Raw genomic sequence first — 19,132 nt, 5'->3', positions numbered from 1 at the left:
GCGCGTGGGACGGCGCCGGCCGTCGCTCCCCCGCGCCGTAGGCCGGCGCCCACGGACCGCGCCTAGGGCGCGCCGTTTCCGTTCGGAAGCGCCAACCGGGCCGCCAGCAGTGCGGGGTCGGGTGACGTTGCATGCGGCAGGACGCCCAGGCAAGGCACCCCGAGCGCAGCGCGCAGCAGCTCGAGGTAGTCGTCGCGCTCCACGAACGCGGGATCGACCGCGCTTCCGATCCATCCCGTGCAGCGGCAGCCGTCGGCCTGGATCGCACGCAGCGTCAATCGCGCTTGGCTCAGGCAACCCAGGCGCAGGCCGACGACCAGCACCACGGACAGGTCCAGCGCGCGCACCAGGTCCGCCTGTTCAAGGCCGTCGGCCAGCGGCGCCATCCAGCCGCCCACGCCCTCGACCACGACCACGTCGGCCATCGCCGCCAGGCATGCATGCGCGGCGAGCAAGGTTGCGAGTTCGACCTCGACCCCCTCGGCACGCGCCGCCAGCTGCGGTGCGGTGGCCAGGGGCAAGGCATAGGGATTGACGTCGTCGTACGCGGGCCGCGGAGCGCTGGCCGCTTGCAGCAGGCGCGCATCGTCATTGCGCCAGCCCTCCGCGGTCGCTTCGCTGCCGCTCGCCACCGGCTTCATGCCCACGGCGACACCGTGAGCCGCGCGCAACGCATGCAGCAGCGCAGCGGACGCCAGCGTCTTGCCGACGCCGGTGTCGGTACCGGTCACGTACATGCCGCGACTCATTCCGTCCCGGGCGGCCGACGCGCCTTCCACTGCCGGCCACGCCGCATCGCATACAGCGGCATGACCACCGACAGCGCGGCATACAGCCACATCGGCAGGCCCGCCAGCAGCATGATCCTCCGATCGAACGCGGGGGCGATCCACAACACCAGCAGGCTGGCGAGGATGCTCAGCACCGCCACCCAGAACAGGATGCGGTACACGCCCGCCTCGGTCCCTAGCTGGTGGCGCTCGTTGTCGTCCAGGGCCAGCGCATCGGCGTGGCGAAGCGCATGCACGTTGAGGCGCCACATGATCCAGGCGAGCAGGCCGAAACCGACGCTGTAGATGATGAAGGCCGCCTGCACGTCGGCCAGCTGCCCCGACGTGCCCACGCCCAGTTCGCTCGGCAGCCAGCCGCCGCTGAGCAGCGACAGGAAACTGGAGATGACCATGCGCAGCGGGTACACGTACACCAGCACCGTCAGCACCATGGCAAGGCCCAGCAGCGTGGTCCACCCGTCGTGGAGCCCGAAGCGCCGGCTCCAGCGGTGGTGCGCGTTCCAGAACATGGCGATCAGCGCGAAGCTGGCGATGAAGGTCGGGACCCGCATCAACGCCTGGCGCAGTTCCGCCACGGTATCCGGGAGCTGGTTGTAGGAGATCACCAGCAGGGTGAGGGAAAACGCGAACGAGGCGTCGATGAAGGTTTCCAGGCGCGTGGCGTGCTGCCCGCGCAGCCGGAAGCCGTCGCCATCCCGGTCCCCGATCGATTGTCGCGGCATTTGTCCCCTCCTCGCTCCGGAAGCTGGACGGCAGTTGCTAGACTGCCGGCATGTTCTCGACGACAAGTCTAAGCGGCGGCAAGGCCGAACAATACGCCCAGCTCGCGGCACAGGCCGAGGCGTTGCTGGCAGGCGAATCGGACCGCATCGCGAACGCCGCCAACCTCTCGGCCCTGGTCTACCACGCGTTGCCGGCCCTCAATTGGGTGGGCTTCTACTTCTTCGACGGCACGGAGCTGGTGGTCGGCCCGTTCCAGGGCCTGCCGGCCTGCGTGCGCATCCCGCTGGATCGTGGCGTCTGCGGCGCGGCGGCGCGCAGCGGCCAGACCCAGCGGGTCGACGACGTGCATGCCGTGCCCGACCACATCGCCTGCGACGCGGCGTCGCGCTCGGAACTGGTGGTGCCGCTGTTCCGGGATGGCGCCCTGGTGGGGGTGTTCGACCTGGACAGTCCGGATCCGGCGCGTTTCGACGTTGAAGATCAGGAAGGACTCGAGGAGATCGCCCGCATGTACGTGCAATCCCTGCCATGACGACGGCCCCGACGCTGAAGATGCGCAACATCGGCCCGAAGTCCGCCGCCTGGTTGCGGCAGGTCGGGCTGCACACCCCCGAAGACGTGGCCGAGGCCGGACCGCTGGAAGCCTTCATGCGCATCAAGCGCGCCGGCTTCAAGCCCAGCCTCAACCTGCTCTACGCGCTGGAAGGCGCGCTGTGCGACTGCCACTGGCAGGAGGTCCCGCCGGCGCGCCGCGAGCAGCTGGTGGAACAGGCCGAGGCCGCCATCGCCGAACTGCCCGATCCGCGCGGCCGGCCCGCTCCCGCGCCGGTCAAGACCACCGTGATGCCGGTGCATCGGCCGCCACCGCCTGCCGATGCCACCGATTGAGGCGCTGCGGTCCTGAACTCTCCCGTTTCGGGAAAGGTGGCGCGCCCCATGCAGGGCGGGCCACGTGCTTGACTCGGATTCCCGGCTAGCGGGCGGCGGCGAGTCGCAGCCGGCGTTTGCATTCATCGCGTGCGGCGGCATGCGTGCGTCCGCATCGAATGGGGATCGAAGTCGTTGACGCGCATCGCTGCGGCTTCGCCGGGGCTACCCCCCCCGCTCCGCGACCCATGCCGGGCAGGTCCCGATCCGCCCCTGCACGAACGGATCGCACAGGCAGCGCACCGAAGCGACCCCGGGCCGTCGCGCTGCACGTGCACGGTTGCATCTGCGGTGCACGCCGCCGTGGCTGCGCCTTCCAGGCAACCCGCGCCCTGCACGCGGGCGGGACGCCGCGCTACACTGTGCGCGCTTCAGGGTGACCCGGCCAGCGTCCGCTGGCGGGTTGAAACGGGAAGCCGGTGACGCCGTCGTCGACGCACGCCATGTGCCCGCGACCGCCAGTCCGGCGCTGCCCCCGCAACGGTAAGCGAGACAGGTCGTCGCATCCGCCACTGTGCGCTGCATGCATGGGAAGGCGCGACATTCCGGCAAGGGCCATCCTTGCGCCTCGCGAGCCCGGAGACCGGCCCTGGAGTCGACTGGTTGCGATGCGGAGGGCATCACGGCGGCGTTCCCGTCGTGTTCGCGCGCCGGTTCCGCAGCCCGCTCCTTCCCCACGCGACTCCCGCCCGTCCGGGCGACCGATCGCGCGCGCGGGTGTGCGCGCTGGAGACAATCGAACATGCAACGCTATTCCGTTTCGCTGGCCGTCGCGCTGGCCCTCGCCACCCCCTTCGCGTCCGCGCAGGACCCCACCGACCTCGACGAGATCCTGGTCACCGCCACCCGGACCGAGATCGCCCTGGAGGAGAGCCTGCAACCGGCGCAGGTCATCGGTCGCGAGGAGATCGAGCGCAGCCAGGCACGCTCGCTGCCGGAACTGCTGCGTGGGCGCGCCGGCATCGACATCGGCAACCAGGGTGGCGCCGGCAAGCTGTCCACGGTGTTCCTGCGCGGCAGCGAATCCGACCACGTGCTCGTGCTGGTCGACGGCATCCGCATCGGCTCGGCGACGGCGGGCCTGGTGGCGTTCCAGGACCTGCCGGTCGAGCAGATCGACCGGATCGAGATCGTGCGCGGGCCGCGCTCCAGCCTCTACGGCTCCGAGGCCATCGGCGGCGTGATCCAGGTCTTCACCCGCCGCGACGCCGGGGAGATCGCCACCCGCTTCAAGGTCGGCATCGGCAGCCACGACCGGCGCGAGGCCAGCGCCGGCATCGGCGGTGGCATCGGGACGCGTGGCTGGTTCGGTGCCGACGTCGCGTACCAGGCCACGGACGGCATCGATGCCTGCCGCGGACGCGGCCCGGACCCGTCGATCCCGTTCGATTTCGGTGCCGGCTGCTTCGTCGACCAGCCCGACCGCGACGGCTACCGCAACCGATCGGCCAGCCTGCGAGGCGGCATCGAATTGAGCGATGCATTGACGCTGGAGGCCAGCGCCTTGCGCGCCGAAAGCGAAAACGCGTTCGACGGCGGCAGGTTCGGCGGCAACGAGGCCGAGAACGTGCAACAGGCCCTGGGCACGAAGCTCGCCTGGACGCCGAAGCGATCGATCCTGCTCACCGCCCAGGCCGGTCGCAGCGACGACCGCTCCGACAACCACTACGCCGATGCCGCCAGCGGCACGCGCACCTACCTCAGCACCTTCGACACCCACCGCGACACCGCGTCGGTGCAGGCCGACTTCGGCGTGGGCGGCGACCACCTGCTGAGCGTCGGTGCCGACTGGCAGCGCGACAGCATCAACAGCACCACCGCGTTCGCCGCGGAGGCAAGGGACAACCTGGCGGGGTTCGTCGAATACCAGGGCCGCTTCGGCGCGCAAAGCGTCCAGGCCAGCGTTCGCAGCGACGACAACGAGCAGTTCGGCAGCCACGTCACCGGAGGCTTGGGCTGGGGATGGACCTTCGCCGACGACCTCCGCCTCGCGCTTAGCTACGGCACCGGCTTCAAGGCTCCCAGCTTCAACGACCTCTACTTCCCCTTCTTCGGCAACCCGGACCTGCGGCCCGAGCGCTCGAAGACCTTAAACGCCGGCCTCCGTGGCGACCACGCCGGCTGGCGCTGGACCCTGGACGCCTACGAAACCCGGGTCGACGACCTGGTCACCTACGACGCCTCGATCTTCCTGCCCAACAACCTCGAGCAGGCGCGCATCCGCGGCGCCGAGTTCACCCTGGCCGGCAGCCTAGCCGGGTGGGACCTCGGCCTGCAGCTCAGCCATACCGATCCGCGCAACCGCACCCCGGGCGCGAACGACGGCAGGCTGCTGGCGCGCCGTGCGCGCGACACCGGTCGATTCGACCTGGACCGGCGCATCGGCAGCTGGCGCCTGGGCGGCACCTTGAACGCCGCGGGCGCCCGCTACGACAACGCCGCGAACACCGTGCGCCTCGGCGGTTACGCGACCGTCGACCTGCGGCTGGCGTACGCGCTCTCGGCCAGCTGGACCGTGCAGGCCGGCGTCACCAACCTGTTCGACCGCGCGTACGAAACCATCGCCTGGTACAACCAGCCGGGACGCGAGTACGCGTTGAGCCTGCGCTACGCGCCTGCCCGCTGAGCCCGGGGGCGGCGTCCGCAGCCTGTAGACGTCAGCCCGCATCGGGGGACCAACGCCGCGCAGGGCTGGCGTGCCCACCACCGGTCCCGCGTCGATGGCTGGCGGAAACGCTGCGGGCGGTGCGATACCCTTGCCGCAGACGCGCAAACGCAGACCACGAAGCATGATGTTGTGGTGGTTTCCCGAATCCGACGCCGGCATGGACACCGGCAGTCTCGAGTGGACGAGGCCGGGCCTGGCGCCCGCCCACGCCGTGTCGTGGATGGATGCCGCCGATGGCCGGTGAGGCGGCGTCGCTTCCCCTGTCGGTCGTAATCCCGGCCTTCAACGAGGCCGGCAACCTGCCGGCGCTGGTCGAGGAGACCGCGGAGGCATTGCGTGGTGTCACCGCCTTCGAGATCGTCTGCGTCGACGACTGCAGCTCCGACGGAACCGTGGCTGCGCTGCAGGCGCTCCAGCCAGGCATCCCGGAACTGCGCATCCTGCGCCACCAGTCCCGCAGCGGACAGAGCACGGCGATCCGCAACGGCGTGCTGGCCGCGCGAGGTGCCTGGATCGCGACCCTGGACGGCGACGGCCAGAACGATCCGGCGGACATCCCTCGGCTGCTGCAGGCGCGCGATGCCGCCGATGCCGACGTCAAGCTGTTCGCCGGGTGGCGGGTGCAGCGCCGGGATTCGGGGAGCAAGCGCTGGGCGTCGAAGTGGGCCAACGCGATCCGCACCTGGGCATTGCGCGACGACACCCCGGACACCGGTTGCGGCACCAAGCTGTTCGAACGCGCCGCCTTCCTGTCGCTGCCCTACTTCGACCACATGCACCGCTACGTGCCGGCGCTGATGCAGCGCGATGGCTGGAAGACCGCCAGCGTGCCGGTCAACCATCGGCCGCGCGCCAGCGGCGTGTCGAAATACGACAACCTGGGCCGCGCGCTGGCCGGCATCAGCGACCTGCGTGGCGTGGCCTGGCTGATCCGGCGCGCGAAGCGCACCGCCATCGAGGAGCTCTGAACCGGCATGGGTGTCATGGATACCGAGATCGCCTGGCTGGCCTGGACGGGCATCCACATGTCGCCGTGGAAGCTGATCGGCCTCACCGGCGCGCTGATGTTCGGCACGCGCTGGGTGGTGCAGTTCATCGCCACCCGCCGCGCGCGCAAGCCGGTCATCCCGCGCGCGTTCTGGTACATGAGCATCGTCGGCAGCCTGATGACGCTGAGCTACTTCGTGTTCTCGCAGAAGCAGGATGCGGTCGGCATCGTGCAGAACCTGTTCCCGGCCTTCACCGCCGGCTACAGCCTGTGGCTGGACATCCGCCACCGCGGCTGGAACCGCGACCGCGTGCCGCCCGAGCAGGGTTCGACCGGCTAGCCGTCGAACAGTCCCGCCTGGGAATCCAGCACTTCGTCCCGCTCGCGGAATCCCGCCAACCCGACGCCCACCAGCCGGTAGCGCGTGGACCCGGGCAGGTCGACGCGGCCCCGCAAGGCGAGCGCGATGTCGGTGAACCGTTGCAGCGACTCCGGCGGCACGTCGGGCGTGTGGCTCCGGGTGAGGATGCGGAAGCGGTCGGTCTTGAGCTTGAGCACCACGGTGCGGCCGACGCGGTTGGTCTTGCGCGTGGCCAGCCAGGCCTTTTCCGCCAGGCGGCGGATCGCCGGTTCCAGCTGGTCCAGCGGCAGGTCCGACTCGAAGGTGTCCTCGGCCGAGATCGACTGCACCGGCTGGTCGGGCTGCACCGGGCGGTCGTCGATGCCGCGTGCGCGCTGCGCCAGCTTTCCGCCGAAGCTGCCGAACCGCGCCTGGAGCTCCGCGGCGGGGACCTCGCGGAGCTCGCCGACCGTGGTCACGCCGAGCTCCGCGAGCTTCTTCTGCATGACCTTGCCGACGCCGGGAATGCGCGCCACCGGCAAGGGCGTGAGGAAGGCCTCCACCTGGGCCGGCTTGACCACGAATACGCCATCGGGCTTGTTCCAGTCCGAGGCGATCTTGGCCAGGAACTTGTTGGGCGCCACGCCGGCCGACGCGGTCAACGCCGTCTCCTCGCGGATCCGTGCGCGGATGGCTTCCGCAGTGGCGGTGGCACTGGGCGACGCGATCTTCGGCTCGGTGACATCGAGGTAGGCCTCGTCCAGCGACAGCGGCTCGACCAGGTCGGTATGGCGCTGGAAGATTTCCCGGACCTGCCGCGACACCGCCTTGTAGCGCGTGAAATCCGGCGGCACGAAGACGGCGTCCGGGCACAATCGCTCGGCGCGCACCGCCGGCATCGCGGACCTCACCCCGAATACCCGCGCCTCATAGGACGCCGCGCACACCACGGAGCGTGCGCCGCGCCAGGCCACCACCACCGGACGTCCGCGCAGCGACGGATCATCGCGCTGCTCCACCGAGGCGTAGAACGCGTCCATGTCGATGTGCAGGATCTTGCGCACTGGACGATTATGCGGGCGCAACGCATGGCAGGCGACGGAGGGTGGGCCTCGGCCCACCATGACCTGTCGTTTTCGCTCGCCGCCCGCGCAGGGGCCAAGTCGGGCCAAGGCCCGCCCTACGCTATTCCACGGTCACGCTCTTGGCCAGGTTGCGCGGCTTGTCGACGTCGGTGCCGCGTTCCAGCGCGGCGTGGTAGGCGAGCAGCTGCACGGGGATGGCGTGGACGATCGGGCTGAGCACGCCCACGTGGCGCGGGGTGCGGATGACGTGCACGCCTTCGGACTCGCCGAAGTGGCTGTCGGCGTCGGCGAACACGTACATCTCGCCACCGCGGGCCCGGACTTCCTGGATGTTGGACTTAACCTTCTCCAGCAACCGGTCGTTGGGCGCGATCACCACCACCGGCATCGCCGCGTCCACCAGCGCCAGCGGGCCATGCTTCAGCTCGCCGGCCGGGTAGGCCTCGGCGTGGATGTAGGAAATTTCCTTGAGTTTGAGCGCGCCCTCGAGCGCGATCGGGTAATGCACGCCGCGCCCCAGGAACAGGGCATGCTGCTTGGGCGCGAACCGGTCCGCCCACACCGCGATCTGCGGCTCCAGGTTCAGCGCGTGCTGCACGCTTCCGGGCAGGTGGCGCAGGGCCTCCAGGTATTCGGCTTCCCGCGCCTCGTCCAGCCGGCCGTGCATCTTGGCCAGCGTGGCGGTCAGCGCGAACAGCGCCACCAGCTGGGTGGTGAAGGCCTTGGTCGAGGCCACGCCGATCTCGGCGCCGGCGCGTGTGTAGTAGACGAGCCGGCTGGCGCGGGGGATCGCGCTCTCCGGCACGTTGCAGATCGACAGCGTCCTGTCGTGGCCGAGCGACTTGGCGTACTTGAGCGCCTCCATGGTGTCCAGGGTTTCTCCCGACTGCGAGATGGTCACGACCAGGTGCTTCGGGTCGGCCACCGCGCTGCGGTAGCGGTACTCGCTGGCGATCTCCACGCTGCACGGCAGCCCGGCGATCTCCTCGATCCAGTAGCGCGCGATGGAGCCCGCGTAGTAGCTGGTGCCGCAGGCGAGGATCTGCACCCCGGTGACGTCGCCGAGCACCTCGGCCGCGTCCTTGCCGAAGAGTTCCGGCGAGAATCCCTTGTCGTCGATGATCGCCTCGATCGTGTCCGCGATCGCCCGCGGCTGCTCGTGGATCTCCTTCTGCATGTAGTGCCGGTACGGCCCGAGTTCCATCGACGCCAGCGAGACGTCGGAGACGTGCGTCTCCCGCTCGATCGCATTGCCGTCGGCGTCGAACACGCGCACCTGTTCGCGGGTCACTTCCGCGGTGTCGCCTTCCTCCAGGAAGACCACGCGCCGCGTCGCCTGCAGGATCGCCGAGACGTCGGAGGCGATGAAGTTCTCGCCGTCGCCCAGGCCGATCAGCAGCGGGCAGCCCATGCGCGCGCAGACCATGCGCCCGGGATCGCGCTTGCTGATCACCGCGACGGCATAGGCGCCCTCGAGTTCGCGCACGCTGGCCTGCAGGGCGGCCAGCAGGTCGAGACCCTGCGAGCGGTGGTGGTGGATGAGGTGGGCAATGACCTCGGTGTCCGTCTGGGAATCGAACGCGTAGCCCAGCTGCGACAATCGCTCGCGCTGCGCCTCGTGGTTCTCGATGATGCCGTTGTGCACCAGCGCCAGGTCGTCGTGGCTGATGTGCGGGTGCGCGTTGCCCTCGGTGACGCCACCATGCGTGGCCCAGCGCGTGTGGCCGATGCCCAGGCTGGCGCTGAAGCCTTCCTGCTCGGCGGCGGCGGCCATCTCCGACACGCGCCCGGTGCGGCGTACGCGGCGCACGTGGTCGTCGTCGACCACGGCGATGCCGGCCGAGTCATAGCCGCGGTACTCGAGGCGCTGCAGGCCTTCGATCAGCAGGGGAACCACATCGCGATCCGCGATCGCGCCGACGATGCCGCACATAGGGGTTGTTCCGTGTTGTGTGTTGGCCGCATCCGGTGCACCCGGATGCCGCCCCCGCAGGACGCGAAGGCACCGTGCGCAAGTTTAAACGCCGGACGTCGCCGAAGCGTCCGGCCGGACGGACGGAGTGTCCGGGCGGACACTCTGACAATCGATAAAATCACATAAAATCAATAGCTTGCAATTGGCACGGGGATTGCGTAGGCAAGGGCAGGCAACCCTCACCCATGGCAAGCATGCAGCAGCGTCCCCGCATCCGCGATACCGCCGCACAGGACCAGGTCCTGTCGCGGCCCTCGGCTTCTCCCCTTCGGCGCAAGCGTTGGCTGGTCGCCGCGGGCGCGGGCGCCGCACTGCTTGCCCTGGTCACCTGGGTGGTCGCCGGCTGGGCCGGCGGCGGACGCTCCTTCGACGCCGCCCGGCTGCGCATCGCCGAGGTCGAGCGCGGCGACCTGGTCCGCGACATCTCCGCCGACGGCCGGGTCATCGCCGCCAACAGCCCGACGCTCTACGCCATCGCCGGCGGCACGGTCGCCTTGAAGGTCGTGGCGGGCGATGCGGTCGGGAAAGGGCAGGCGCTGGCCGTCATCGACAGCCCGGAACTGCGCAGCCGGCTGGTCCAGGAACAGTCCACCCTGGCCAGCCTGCAGGCCGAGGCCGGGCGCGCAACGCTGGACGCCCAGCTGCTGCGTTCCGCCGCGCGCAAGGCCTTCGACCAGGCCGAGATCGAACGCATCGCCGCGCAGCGCGACCTGGAGCGCTATCAGCGCGGCTTCGAGGGCGGCGCGGTCGCCCAGGTGGACGTGGCCAAGGCGCGGGACGAGCTCAAGCGTACCGAGATCGGCGTCGCCCACGCGCGCCAGGACCTGGGCCTTCAGGGACGCGGCGCCGGACTGGACACGCGCAACAAGCGCCTGCTCGCCGACCGCCAGCAGGCCGTGGTCGCCGAGATGCAGCGCCAGGTCGACGCGCTCACCTTGCGCGCGCCGTTCGACGGCCAGGTCGGCCAGGTGCAGGTCGCGCAGGGCACCAACGTGGCCGCCAATGCACCGGTGCTCTCCGTCGTCGACCTGAGCCGGTTCGAGGTCGAGATCAAGGTGCCGGAAAGCTTCGCCCGCGAGCTGGGCATCGGCATGCCGGCCCGGATTTCCAGCAACAACCAGACCTTCCCCGCCGAAGTCGCCGCGGTGTCGCCGGAAGTCGTCAACGGCGAAGTGACCGCACGGCTGCGCTTCACCGACGGCAAGCAGCCCCCGGGACTGCGCCAGAACCAGCGCCTGTCGGCACGCATCGTGCTCGACACCCGCCGCAACGTGCTCAAGGTCGAACGCGGCCCATTCCTGGAGCAGGACGGCGGGCGCTTCGCCTACGTGGTGGATGGGAACACGGCGGTGCGTCGTCCGATCCAGACGGGCGCCAGCAGCCTGGCGGCGGTGGAGATCCTCTCGGGTCTGCAGGAGGGCGAACGCATCGTCGTCTCCGGCAGCAACCAGTTCGACAACGCGGAACGCATCCGCATCTCAGGACAGTGACCATGAACGCTTCCCTGCAGTATCCCTTCGACCTCCACTGGACTTCGCAGGAGCTCGCCGACGCGGCCCCGGTGCGCCTTTCGGAGATCCTCGACTTCCATGCGCGTCGCGACGGTGGTCCCGTGCCCTCCGCCAACGCCTGCAGCTTCCGCGCCGCCGGGCGCAGGCCACGCTTCCTCGGCCATCCCGGCCGCGCCGAGCCGATGCTGTTCCGCATCGGCTGACCCCCTGCCCGCCGGTCCGCGTTCGCGCGGACCGGCCCCACCCCTCCCATCGAAAAAGGAACCTTCCATGCTGGACATGCGCCAGGTCACCAAGGTCTACCGCACCGAGCTGGTCGAGACGCACGCACTGCGCTCGCTCGACCTCCACGTCAAGGAAGGCGAGTTCGTCGCGATCACCGGTCCTTCCGGTTCCGGCAAGACCACCTTCCTCAACATCGCCGGCCTGCTCGAGAGTTTCACCGACGGCGAGTACGTGCTCGACGGCGAGAACGTCAAGGGCCTGTCGGACGACGCGCGCAGCCGGCTTCGCAACCAGAAGATCGGCTTCATCTTCCAGGGGTTCAACCTGATCCCGGACCTCAACCTGTTCGACAACGTCGACGTCCCCTTGCGCTATCGCGGCATGCCGGCGAGCGAACGCAAGCTGCGCATCGAGGACTCGCTCGGCATGGTCGGTTTGGGTTCCCGGATGAAGCATTTCCCCGCCGAGCTTTCCGGCGGCCAGCAGCAACGCGCCGCGATCGCGCGCGCCCTGGCCGGTTCCCCGCGCCTGCTGCTCGCGGACGAACCCACCGGCAACCTGGACTCGCAGATGGCCCGCAGCGTGCTGGAGCTGCTGGAGGACATCAACCAGCAGGGCACCACGATCATCATGGTCACCCACGATCCGGAGCTGGCCTCGCGCGCACAGCGCAACGTCCACATCGTCGACGGCATGGCCACGGACATCTCGGTCGAGCCGAGCCTGAGCCGGCTGGCGCATCGCGCGCAAGACGGCGCCACCCCCGTCGCTTCCTGAGGAGCGCGCCATGTTCGCCTACTACCTCAACCTCGCGATCAGGAGCTTCCGGCGCAACAGGGTGCTGACCCTGCTGATGGTCCTCGCCATCGCGCTGGGCATCGGCGCCAGCATGACCACCCTGACCGTGTTCCACGTGCTTTCCGGCGACCCGATCCCGCAGAAGAGCGACCGCCTGTTCTACGTGCAGATGGATCCTGCGGCCATGCGCGGCTTCACGCCCGGCGATGACCCGGAGACGCAGATGACGCGTTTCGACGCCGAGGCCCTGCTGCGCGACGGGCGTGCCGACCGGCAGGTGATGATGTCGGGCGGCGGGCTCGCGGTGGAGCCGTCGACGCCGGGGCTGACGCCATTCACCATCGAATCGCGCTACACCTCGGCGGACTTCTTCCCGATGTTCGAGGCACCCTTCGCCCATGGGCGCCCCTGGACCGCGGCCGAGGACGAGGCACGCGCCAGGGTGGTGGTCATCGCCAAGGAGCTCAACGACCGCCTGTTCGGTGGCGAGGACAGCGTCGGCCGGACCATCCGCCTCAACCAGACCGACTACCGGATCGTGGGGGTACTCGACCGCTGGCGGATGGCGCCCCGCTTCTACGACATGACCCAACGGTCCTATGGCACCGAGGAACAGGTCTTCCTGCCGTTCACGACCTCGCGCGAGTTCGACTACGGCAGCAGCGGCAACATGAACTGCTGGGGCGACACCAGCGCCGATCCCGACGGAGCGCAGGCATTGAACGCGCCCTGCGCCTGGGTCCAGTACTGGATCGAGCTTGACGACCCGGCCAGGGCGGACGACTACCGTGCCTACCTCGCCAACTATTCCGACCAGCAACGCGCCAGTGGCCGGTTCGAGCGCCCGACCAACGTCCGCCTCAGCGACGTGATGACGTGGCTGGACTACAACCAGGTCATCCCCGGCGACGTCCGCCTGCAGATGTGGCTGGCGTTCGGCTTCCTGCTGGTCTGCCTGGTCAACACGGTCGGCCTGCTGCTGGCGAAGTTCCTCCGGCGCGGCAGCGAGATCGGCGTGCGCCGGGCGCTGGGCGCCTCGCGACGGTCGATCTTCCTGCAGTGCCTGGTCGAGGCCGCCACCATCGGCCTGGCCGGCGGCGTGCTGGGCCTGGGCTTCGCCATGCTAGGCCTGTGGGCCGTGCGCAAGCAGCCGACCAACTACGCCGAGTTCGTGCAGCTCGACCCCGCGATGCTGCTGACCACCTTCGCCCTCGCGCTCGTGGCGAGCCTGCTCGCCGGGCTGCTGCCTGCCTGGCGCGCGATGCAGGTGCCGCCCGCCCTCCAGCTCAAGTCGCTGTAGCCGACGTCTTTCCCGGAGCATCCCATGGACATCCGCCCCATCCTCTCCACGCTGCTGCGGCACAAGACCGCCGCGGCCCTGATCGTGCTCGAGATCGCCCTGTCGTGCGCGATCGTGTGCAACGCGCTGTTCCTGATCCAGTCGCGCATCGAACGCATGGACAAGCCCAGCGGGCTGGCCGAAGACACGCTGGTCACCGTCCGCGTCCGCGGCATGGCCAAGGACGAGCAATCCGCGGCGGTGACGCGCGCGGACCTCGCCGCATTGCGCGCGATTCCCGGCGTGACCGCCGCGGCCTCGGTCAATCAGATCCCGTTCGGCAACTCGTCCTGGAACAGCTCGGTCAACCTGGTCCAGGACCAGGAGCAGCCCAACCTCGGCGCGGCGACCTACCTGGGCAGCGAGCAGACCCTGGAGGCTTTCGGACTGACCCTGGTGGCGGGCCGCGGTTTCCAGCCGGACGAGTTCGTGGAATGGGACGCCCTCAACACGCCTGGCGACCAGCGCGGCATCCCTGCCGTCATCCTCACCCGGACGGTGGCGGAAAAGCTCTTCCCCGGCGAAAGCGCGGTCGGCAAGTCGATCTACAGCTGGGGCGACCCGCCGCACCGCGTCGTGGGCGTGGTCGAACGGCTGACCCGCCCCAACGAGATCGGCGGCGAAGCCGAGTCCGATTACTCGCTGCTGTTCCCGGTGCGGATGCCCTACGACAGCGGCGGCTTCGTGCTGCGCGTCGACGATCCTTCGCGGCGGCAGGAGGTGCTCCGTGCCGCGTTGCAGACGCTCGAATCCAGCGGACCGACGCGCATCATCTCCGAAGACGACGCGAGGACCTTCGAGCAGGTCCGTGCCGACTACTACCGGCAGGACCGTTCGATGGCGTGGTTGCTGGTCGCCGTGATCGTGGCGCTGCTGGTGGTCACCGCCCTCGGCATCGTCGGCCTGGCGAGCTTCTGGGTCCAGCAACGCACCAAGCAGATCGGCGTGCGCCGCGCGCTGGGCGCGACCCGGGGGCAGATCCTGCGCTACTTCCAGACCGAGAACTTCCTGCTGGCCACGGTGGGCATCGTGCTGGGCATGGTGCTGGCCTATGCGATCAACCAGTTGCTGATGGGCCGCTACGAATTGCCCCGGCTGCCGCTGGCCTACCTGCCGATCGGTGCGCTGGTGCTATGGCTGCTCGGGCAGGCCGCGGTGTTCTGGCCGGCGCGGCGCGCGGCCGCGGTGCCGCCGGCGGTGGCGACGCGCAGCGTATGATCCGTGGCGGGGGCGGTTGACGGCTGCCGGCATGCCGGCAGCCGGCGGGGGCGGCGAGCCGGGGACCTGCTGCAACGATCGCAACCGGGCCGGCGTGCCTGCGTCGGCCCCACGCGACTAAGTTCCCGGCGGACACCCTTTCCTGGCCTGGCGTACGGCGGACATGCCCAACATCCTCGTCATCGATGACAACCCCTCCGTCGCGGTCGCGCTGGAAACGCTGTTCTCGCTGCACGACATCGACATGGCAAGCGCGGACTCGCCGGCTGCCGGGCTGGAGGCGCTCGAGGCGGGCACCTTCGACCTGGTGATCCAGGACATGAACTTCCACGCCGACACCACGTCCGGCGAGGAAGGCATCGCGCTATTCCATGCCATCCGCGACCGCCACCCGGACCTGCCGGTCGTCCTGCTGACCGCTTGGACCCACCTGGAATCCGCGATCGACCTGGTCAAGGCCGGTGCCGCCGATTACCTGGGCAAGCCCTGGGACGACCGCAAGCTGCTGGCCACGGTGAACAACCTGCTCGAACTGGCGCAGGCGCGGCGGGAACTGAGCCAGGAGCGCCACGGCGAGAAGCGCAGGCGCGAGGCCTTGCTGCGGGACTTCGACCTGCGCGGCGTGGTCTACGCAGACGATGCCAGCGAACAGACGCTGGGCCTGGCCTGCCAGGTCGCGCGTTCCGACATCCCGGTCCTCATCGCCGGCCCCAACGGCACCGGCAAGGAGAAGTACGCCGAGATCGTGCATGCCAATTCCAGCGTCCGCGGCGGCCCGTTCGTCGCGGTCAACTGCGGCGCGCTGCCGGGCGAGCTGATCGAGGCCGAGCTGTTCGGCGCCGAGGCCGGCGCCTATACCGGCGCCAGCAAGGCGCGCGAGGGCAAGTTCGAGGCGGCCGATGGCGGCACGCTGTTCCTCGACGAAATCGGCACCCTGCCGCTGGCCGGACAGGTCAAGCTGCTACGCGTGCTGGAAACCGGGCGGTTCGCGCGGCTGGGCAGCAACCGGGAGCGCACGGTGAAGGTGCGGATCGTCAGCGCGACCAATGCCGACCTGGAGTCGCTGATCGCGGAAGGCAAGTTCCGCGAAGACCTGTACTACCGCCTCAACGGCATCCTGCTCCGCCTGCCGGCGCTGGCGCAACGCCCGCGCGACATCCTGCCCCTGGCCCGGCATTTCCTGCCAGGGGGCAAGCGACTGGGCGAGGACGCAGCGCGCGCCCTGATGCGCCATGGCTGGCCCGGCAACGTGCGCGAGCTGCGCAACACCATGCAGCGCGCCGCGTTGCTCGCGCGCGGCGACGTCGTGTCCGCGTCCGACCTTGGCCTGCCGGCGGCATCGTCGACCGGCACCGCGACGTCCGACGAACCGGACCGCGCGGAGATCCAGGCCGCGCTCGAGCGCAACGGCGGCGTGCTGGCGCAGGCGGCCGCCGAACTCGGCCTGTCGCGCCAGGCGCTGTACCGTCGCCTCGACCGCTACGGCATCCGGCGCGACTGAGATGCGGTGGTGGCAGCGCCTCCCGCTGACCCTGGTCTACGCCGCGCTGGCAGGCGCGTACATGCTGGCCGCGGCGGCCGGGGCGCTGTTGCTGTCGCGATGGCTGGTTCCATGGGTCGCGGCCGCCACCGCCGTCCTGCTGCTGGCGCCCTTGCTCGCGTACCACGTGCACCGCGCTTTCGCGCCGATGCACTCGCTGTTCCGCGCGCTGGCGGGCAGCGTCGCGAGTTACCGCGACGGCGACTACAGCTTTGGCGTGTCGTGGAACGGCCAGGGCGAACTGCGCGAGCTGGTCGACAGCCACCGTCGCCTCGGCGACACCCTGCGCGACCAGCGGCTCGCCCTGGTGCAGCGGGAGCTGCTGCTCGACACCATGGTGCAGAACACGCCGGTGGCGATGGTCCTGGTCGACCCCATGCGGCGCGTGGTGCTGGGCAACCTGGCCGCGCGAAAGCTCTTCGGCGAGGGACGCAAGATCGAGGGCCGCGGCTTCGACGACCTCATCGCCGGCACCGACGACGCCGTGCGCGAGGCCTTCGAGCGCGGCGGCGATGCGATGTTCACCGTCGGCGACGACGATGACGTTGAACGCGGCGGAGAGGACATCTACCACCTGTCCCGCCGGACGTTCCGGCTCAACGGCCGTCCGCACGAGCTGGTGCTGCTCCGCCTGTTGACCGCCGAGCTGCGCCGGCAGGAGGTACAGACCTGGAAGAAGGTCATCCGCGTCATCAGCCACGAACTCAACAATTCCCTCGCCCCCATCGCCTCGCTCGCACACTCGGGCGCCGAACTGCTGCGGCGCGGGCAATACGAGCGCCTGCCCAATGCCTTGGCGACGATCGAGGATCGGGCGCGCCACCTGGAAGGCTTCATTCGCGACTACGCGCGCTTCGCCAAGCTGCCGGCCCCCCGTCTGGAGGCGATCGAATGGCAGCGCTTCGTCGACCAGTTGCATGCGCAGGTCGAATTCGTCGCCGACCTCAGTCCGTCGGACGGGGTCGCCCGGTTCGACGCCGCGCAAATGGAGCAGGGATTGCTGAACCTGCTCAAGAACGCGCACGAGTCCGGGTCTCCCGCGCGCGACGTCCGGCTGTCCATCCGCCGCTTGCCCGGCAACTGGCGCATCGAGGTGCTGGACCGGGGCAGCGGCATGAACGATGCGGTGCTGTCCAACGCGCTGCTGCCGTTCTATTCGACCAAGCGCAACGGCACCGGACTGGGCTTGGCATTGGCGCGCGAGATCGCAGAGGCGCACGGCGGCCGGATCGCACTGCTCAATCGCGACGGCGGCGGCCTGTGCGTCAGCTTGACGCTGCCGGCGTAGGGCTCACTTCGCGGGCTTGCGGGGGCGCTGCCAGCCCGGAAGCGTTTCCTGCCGGGCACGGGCGACCGTGAGCTCCCCGTCCGGGGCATCCTTGGTGACGACCGAACCGGCGCCGATGGTGGCCTCCTTGCCGATGGTCACCGGTGCCACCAGGGCGGAGTTGGAGCCGATGAAGGCGCCGTCGCCGATCGTCGTGGTCGACTTGTTGACGCCGTCGTAATTGCACGTGATGGTGCCGGCGCCGATGTTGACGCCGCTGCCGACCCGCGCGTCGCCCAGGTAGCTGAGGTGGTTGGCCTTGCTTCCGACGCCCAGCACGGTCTGCTTGGTCTCGACGAAGTTGCCGACATGGACGCCATCGGCAAGCACCGTCCCTGGCCGCAAACGCGCGAACGGACCGATGGTGACGGCGCCCTCGGCGCGCGCGCCCTCGATGTCGCAATGCGCGCGGACCCGGGTCCCGGCGCCCAGGTAGGCATCCCGGATCCGGCAGAAAGGGCCGATGCGCACGCCATCGCCGAGCGTGACGTCGCCTTCGAGCACCACGTCAACGTCGATTTCCACGTCGCGCCCGATGGCGACCTCGCCGCGGATGTCGACCCGGGACGGATCGGCGAACCGCGCGCCCTGCGCGCACAGCGACTGGACCCTGCGCAGCTGGTAGGCGCGCTCGAGCTGGGCCAGCTGCCAGGGATCGTTGGCGCCCTCGGTCTCGACCGGATCGTCCACCCGCACGATCTCCGCCGCGTTGTATTCGTCCGCGGCCATCGCGAACACGTCGGTCAGGTAGTACTCGCCCTGGGCGTTGTCGTTGGACAGCCGTTGCAGCCAGCCCTTCAGCGCCGTGGCGTCGGCGGCAAGGATGCCGGTGTTCACCATGCGGATGCGGCGCTCGTCGTCGTCGGCATCCTTGTGCTCGACGATGGCGCGGACGTTGCCTTCCGAATCGCGCACCACGCGGCCATACCCGGTCGGGTCCTCCAGCTCGGCGACCAGCACGGCGATGCGGGCATCCGCGGCGAGCAGGCGGTGCAGCGTGTCGGGCCGGATCAGCGGGACATCCCCGTACAGCACCAGGACCTGGGCGCCGTCGGGCACCTGGGGCATGGCCTGCTGCACCGCATGCCCCGTGCCCAGCTGCGCGGCCTGCTCCGCCCAGAGCACGTCCCCCTGGTCGGCGAACGCCGCCTGCACTTGGTCGCCCCCGTGTCCGTGGACGACGTGCAGCCCGGCCGGCGCCAGCGCCCGCGCGGCCGCGATCACGTGGCCCAGCATCGGTTCGCCCGCGATCCGCTGCAGTACCTTGGGCAGGGCCGACTTCATGCGCTTGCCTTCGCCTGCGGCGAGGATGACGACGTGCAGTGGCGCGGTCATGCAGGCTCCCGGTGTCTGTCGTGGGTCCATTCTAGCGGCAGCCGCCGCTGCCATTGCCGGCTGGCGCAAGGCGCACCGGTCACGCAGGACATCCGGTCACGACCGCGGGTTCGGCCATCGCCTGTTCCGGATTCCCGGCGGTCGCGATGGCGATGGGGCTCGGCCAGTCCTCCCACGGGAGTGCTACCCGTTGACGTTGCTGCCTGCGGCGGCCAGCGTGGTCTTGGGCTAACCGTCCCCGCGCCGGCGCGATGGGTGAGACCCGCGGCGCTGACATGGTTGTGGCTGCGTCGGGCAATGTTCCTCGGCAGCGCCCTGCCTTGCCTCGCCATCGCATCCCAG

17 protein-coding genes and 1 riboswitch are annotated in these 19,132 nt (G+C 69.9%); of the genes, 12 read left to right on the top strand and 5 right to left on the bottom strand.

The features are described 5' to 3' along the window. Positions 1-62 precede the first annotated feature (62 nt). Entirely contained in the window at positions 63-737 is a 675-nt protein-coding gene (gene bioD, locus ABD970_RS04385) for a dethiobiotin synthase (protein ID WP_345294268.1), read from the bottom strand. An 8-nt stretch (positions 738-745) separates the two neighbouring features. Next, positions 746-1,513, bottom strand: a complete 768-nt coding sequence (locus ABD970_RS04380; protein ID WP_345294267.1) for a TMEM175 family protein — start codon at positions 1,511-1,513, stop codon at positions 746-748. A 50-nt stretch (positions 1,514-1,563) separates the two neighbouring features. Between ABD970_RS04380 and ABD970_RS04375 the strand changes: the two genes are divergently transcribed. The 5 genes from ABD970_RS04375 to ABD970_RS04355 all read left to right on the top strand — a co-directional run bounded on the left by ABD970_RS04375 (position 1,564) and on the right by ABD970_RS04355 (position 6,437). After that, a complete protein-coding gene (locus ABD970_RS04375) occupies positions 1,564-2,046 on the top strand; it encodes a GAF domain-containing protein (protein ID WP_345294266.1) in 483 nt (160 codons plus the stop codon). After that, positions 2,043-2,402, top strand: a complete 360-nt coding sequence (locus ABD970_RS04370; RefSeq protein ID WP_345294265.1) for a TfoX/Sxy family protein — start codon at positions 2,043-2,045, stop codon at positions 2,400-2,402. The genes ABD970_RS04375 and ABD970_RS04370 overlap by 4 nt, the downstream gene beginning before the upstream one ends. Positions 2,403-2,798: 396 nt before the next feature. Further along, positions 2,799-3,047, top strand: a riboswitch (cobalamin riboswitch). A gap of 136 nt (positions 3,048-3,183) precedes the next feature. Next, a complete protein-coding gene (btuB, locus tag ABD970_RS04365) occupies positions 3,184-5,067 on the top strand; it encodes a TonB-dependent vitamin B12 receptor (RefSeq protein ID WP_345294264.1) in 1,884 nt (627 codons plus the stop codon). Between the two features lie 275 nt (positions 5,068-5,342). Next, the gene (locus ABD970_RS04360) at positions 5,343-6,077 is read left to right on the top strand and encodes a glycosyltransferase family 2 protein (protein ID WP_345294263.1); all 735 of its coding nucleotides are present in this window, start codon (positions 5,343-5,345) and stop codon (positions 6,075-6,077) included. A 15-nt stretch (positions 6,078-6,092) separates the two neighbouring features. Continuing rightward, on the top strand, positions 6,093-6,437 hold the full coding sequence (locus ABD970_RS04355; RefSeq protein WP_425563037.1) for a lipid-A-disaccharide synthase N-terminal domain-containing protein: 345 nt from the start codon (positions 6,093-6,095) through the stop codon (positions 6,435-6,437). On the opposite strand, the gene dinB is transcribed toward ABD970_RS04355, so the two are convergent. Both dinB and glmS read right to left on the bottom strand, forming a co-directional pair. Beyond that, complete coding sequence (gene dinB, locus ABD970_RS04350) at positions 6,434-7,501, bottom strand: DNA polymerase IV (RefSeq protein WP_345294261.1); 1,068 nt, start codon at positions 7,499-7,501, stop codon at positions 6,434-6,436. The genes ABD970_RS04355 and dinB overlap by 4 nt on opposite strands. 121 nt (positions 7,502-7,622) lie before the next feature. Next, a complete protein-coding gene (gene glmS / locus ABD970_RS04345) occupies positions 7,623-9,455 on the bottom strand; it encodes a glutamine--fructose-6-phosphate transaminase (isomerizing) (protein WP_345294260.1) in 1,833 nt (610 codons plus the stop codon). Positions 9,456-9,691: 236 nt separating this feature from the next. Here glmS and ABD970_RS04340 point away from each other — a divergent pair, with 236 nt between their 5' ends. The 7 genes from ABD970_RS04340 (at position 9,692) to ABD970_RS04310 (ending at position 17,416) form a co-directional block, all read left to right on the top strand. Beyond that, complete coding sequence (locus tag ABD970_RS04340) at positions 9,692-10,987, top strand: efflux RND transporter periplasmic adaptor subunit (RefSeq protein WP_345294259.1); 1,296 nt, start codon at positions 9,692-9,694, stop codon at positions 10,985-10,987. Between the two features lie 2 nt (positions 10,988-10,989). After that, the gene (locus ABD970_RS04335) at positions 10,990-11,211 is read left to right on the top strand and encodes a hypothetical protein (protein WP_345294258.1); all 222 of its coding nucleotides are present in this window, start codon (positions 10,990-10,992) and stop codon (positions 11,209-11,211) included. 67 nt (positions 11,212-11,278) lie between these two features. Then, positions 11,279-12,010, top strand: a complete 732-nt coding sequence (locus ABD970_RS04330) for an ABC transporter ATP-binding protein (protein WP_345294257.1) — start codon at positions 11,279-11,281, stop codon at positions 12,008-12,010. Positions 12,011-12,020: 10 nt separating this feature from the next. Beyond that, positions 12,021-13,331: an ABC transporter permease gene (locus tag ABD970_RS04325; protein WP_345294256.1), complete on the top strand. Its 1,311-nt coding sequence runs from the start codon at positions 12,021-12,023 to the stop codon at positions 13,329-13,331. A gap of 24 nt (positions 13,332-13,355) precedes the next feature. Further along, positions 13,356-14,588: an ABC transporter permease gene (locus ABD970_RS04320; protein ID WP_345294255.1), complete on the top strand. Its 1,233-nt coding sequence runs from the start codon at positions 13,356-13,358 to the stop codon at positions 14,586-14,588. A 163-nt stretch (positions 14,589-14,751) separates the two neighbouring features. Next, positions 14,752-16,089: a sigma-54-dependent transcriptional regulator gene (locus tag ABD970_RS04315; protein WP_345294254.1), complete on the top strand. Its 1,338-nt coding sequence runs from the start codon at positions 14,752-14,754 to the stop codon at positions 16,087-16,089. Positions 16,090-16,150: 61 nt separating this feature from the next. Then, positions 16,151-17,416 carry a sensor histidine kinase gene (locus ABD970_RS04310; RefSeq protein WP_345294561.1) on the top strand — a complete coding sequence of 422 codons (1,266 nt, stop codon included), beginning with the start codon at positions 16,151-16,153 and terminating at the stop codon, positions 17,414-17,416. Between the two features lie 3 nt (positions 17,417-17,419). Here the strand turns inward: ABD970_RS04310 and glmU are convergent, their stop codons facing one another. After that, entirely contained in the window at positions 17,420-18,790 is a 1,371-nt protein-coding gene (gene glmU / locus ABD970_RS04305; RefSeq protein WP_345294253.1) for a bifunctional UDP-N-acetylglucosamine diphosphorylase/glucosamine-1-phosphate N-acetyltransferase GlmU, read from the bottom strand. Positions 18,791-19,132: the final 342 nt, after the last annotated feature.

The sequence above is a fragment of the Luteimonas vadosa genome, assembly GCF_039543545.1.
In the GTDB taxonomy this organism is placed as follows: domain Bacteria; phylum Pseudomonadota; class Gammaproteobacteria; order Xanthomonadales; family Xanthomonadaceae; genus Luteimonas; species Luteimonas vadosa.
Note: the sequence above shows the minus strand (reverse complement) of the source record. Positions and strands in the feature narration are given on the sequence as shown.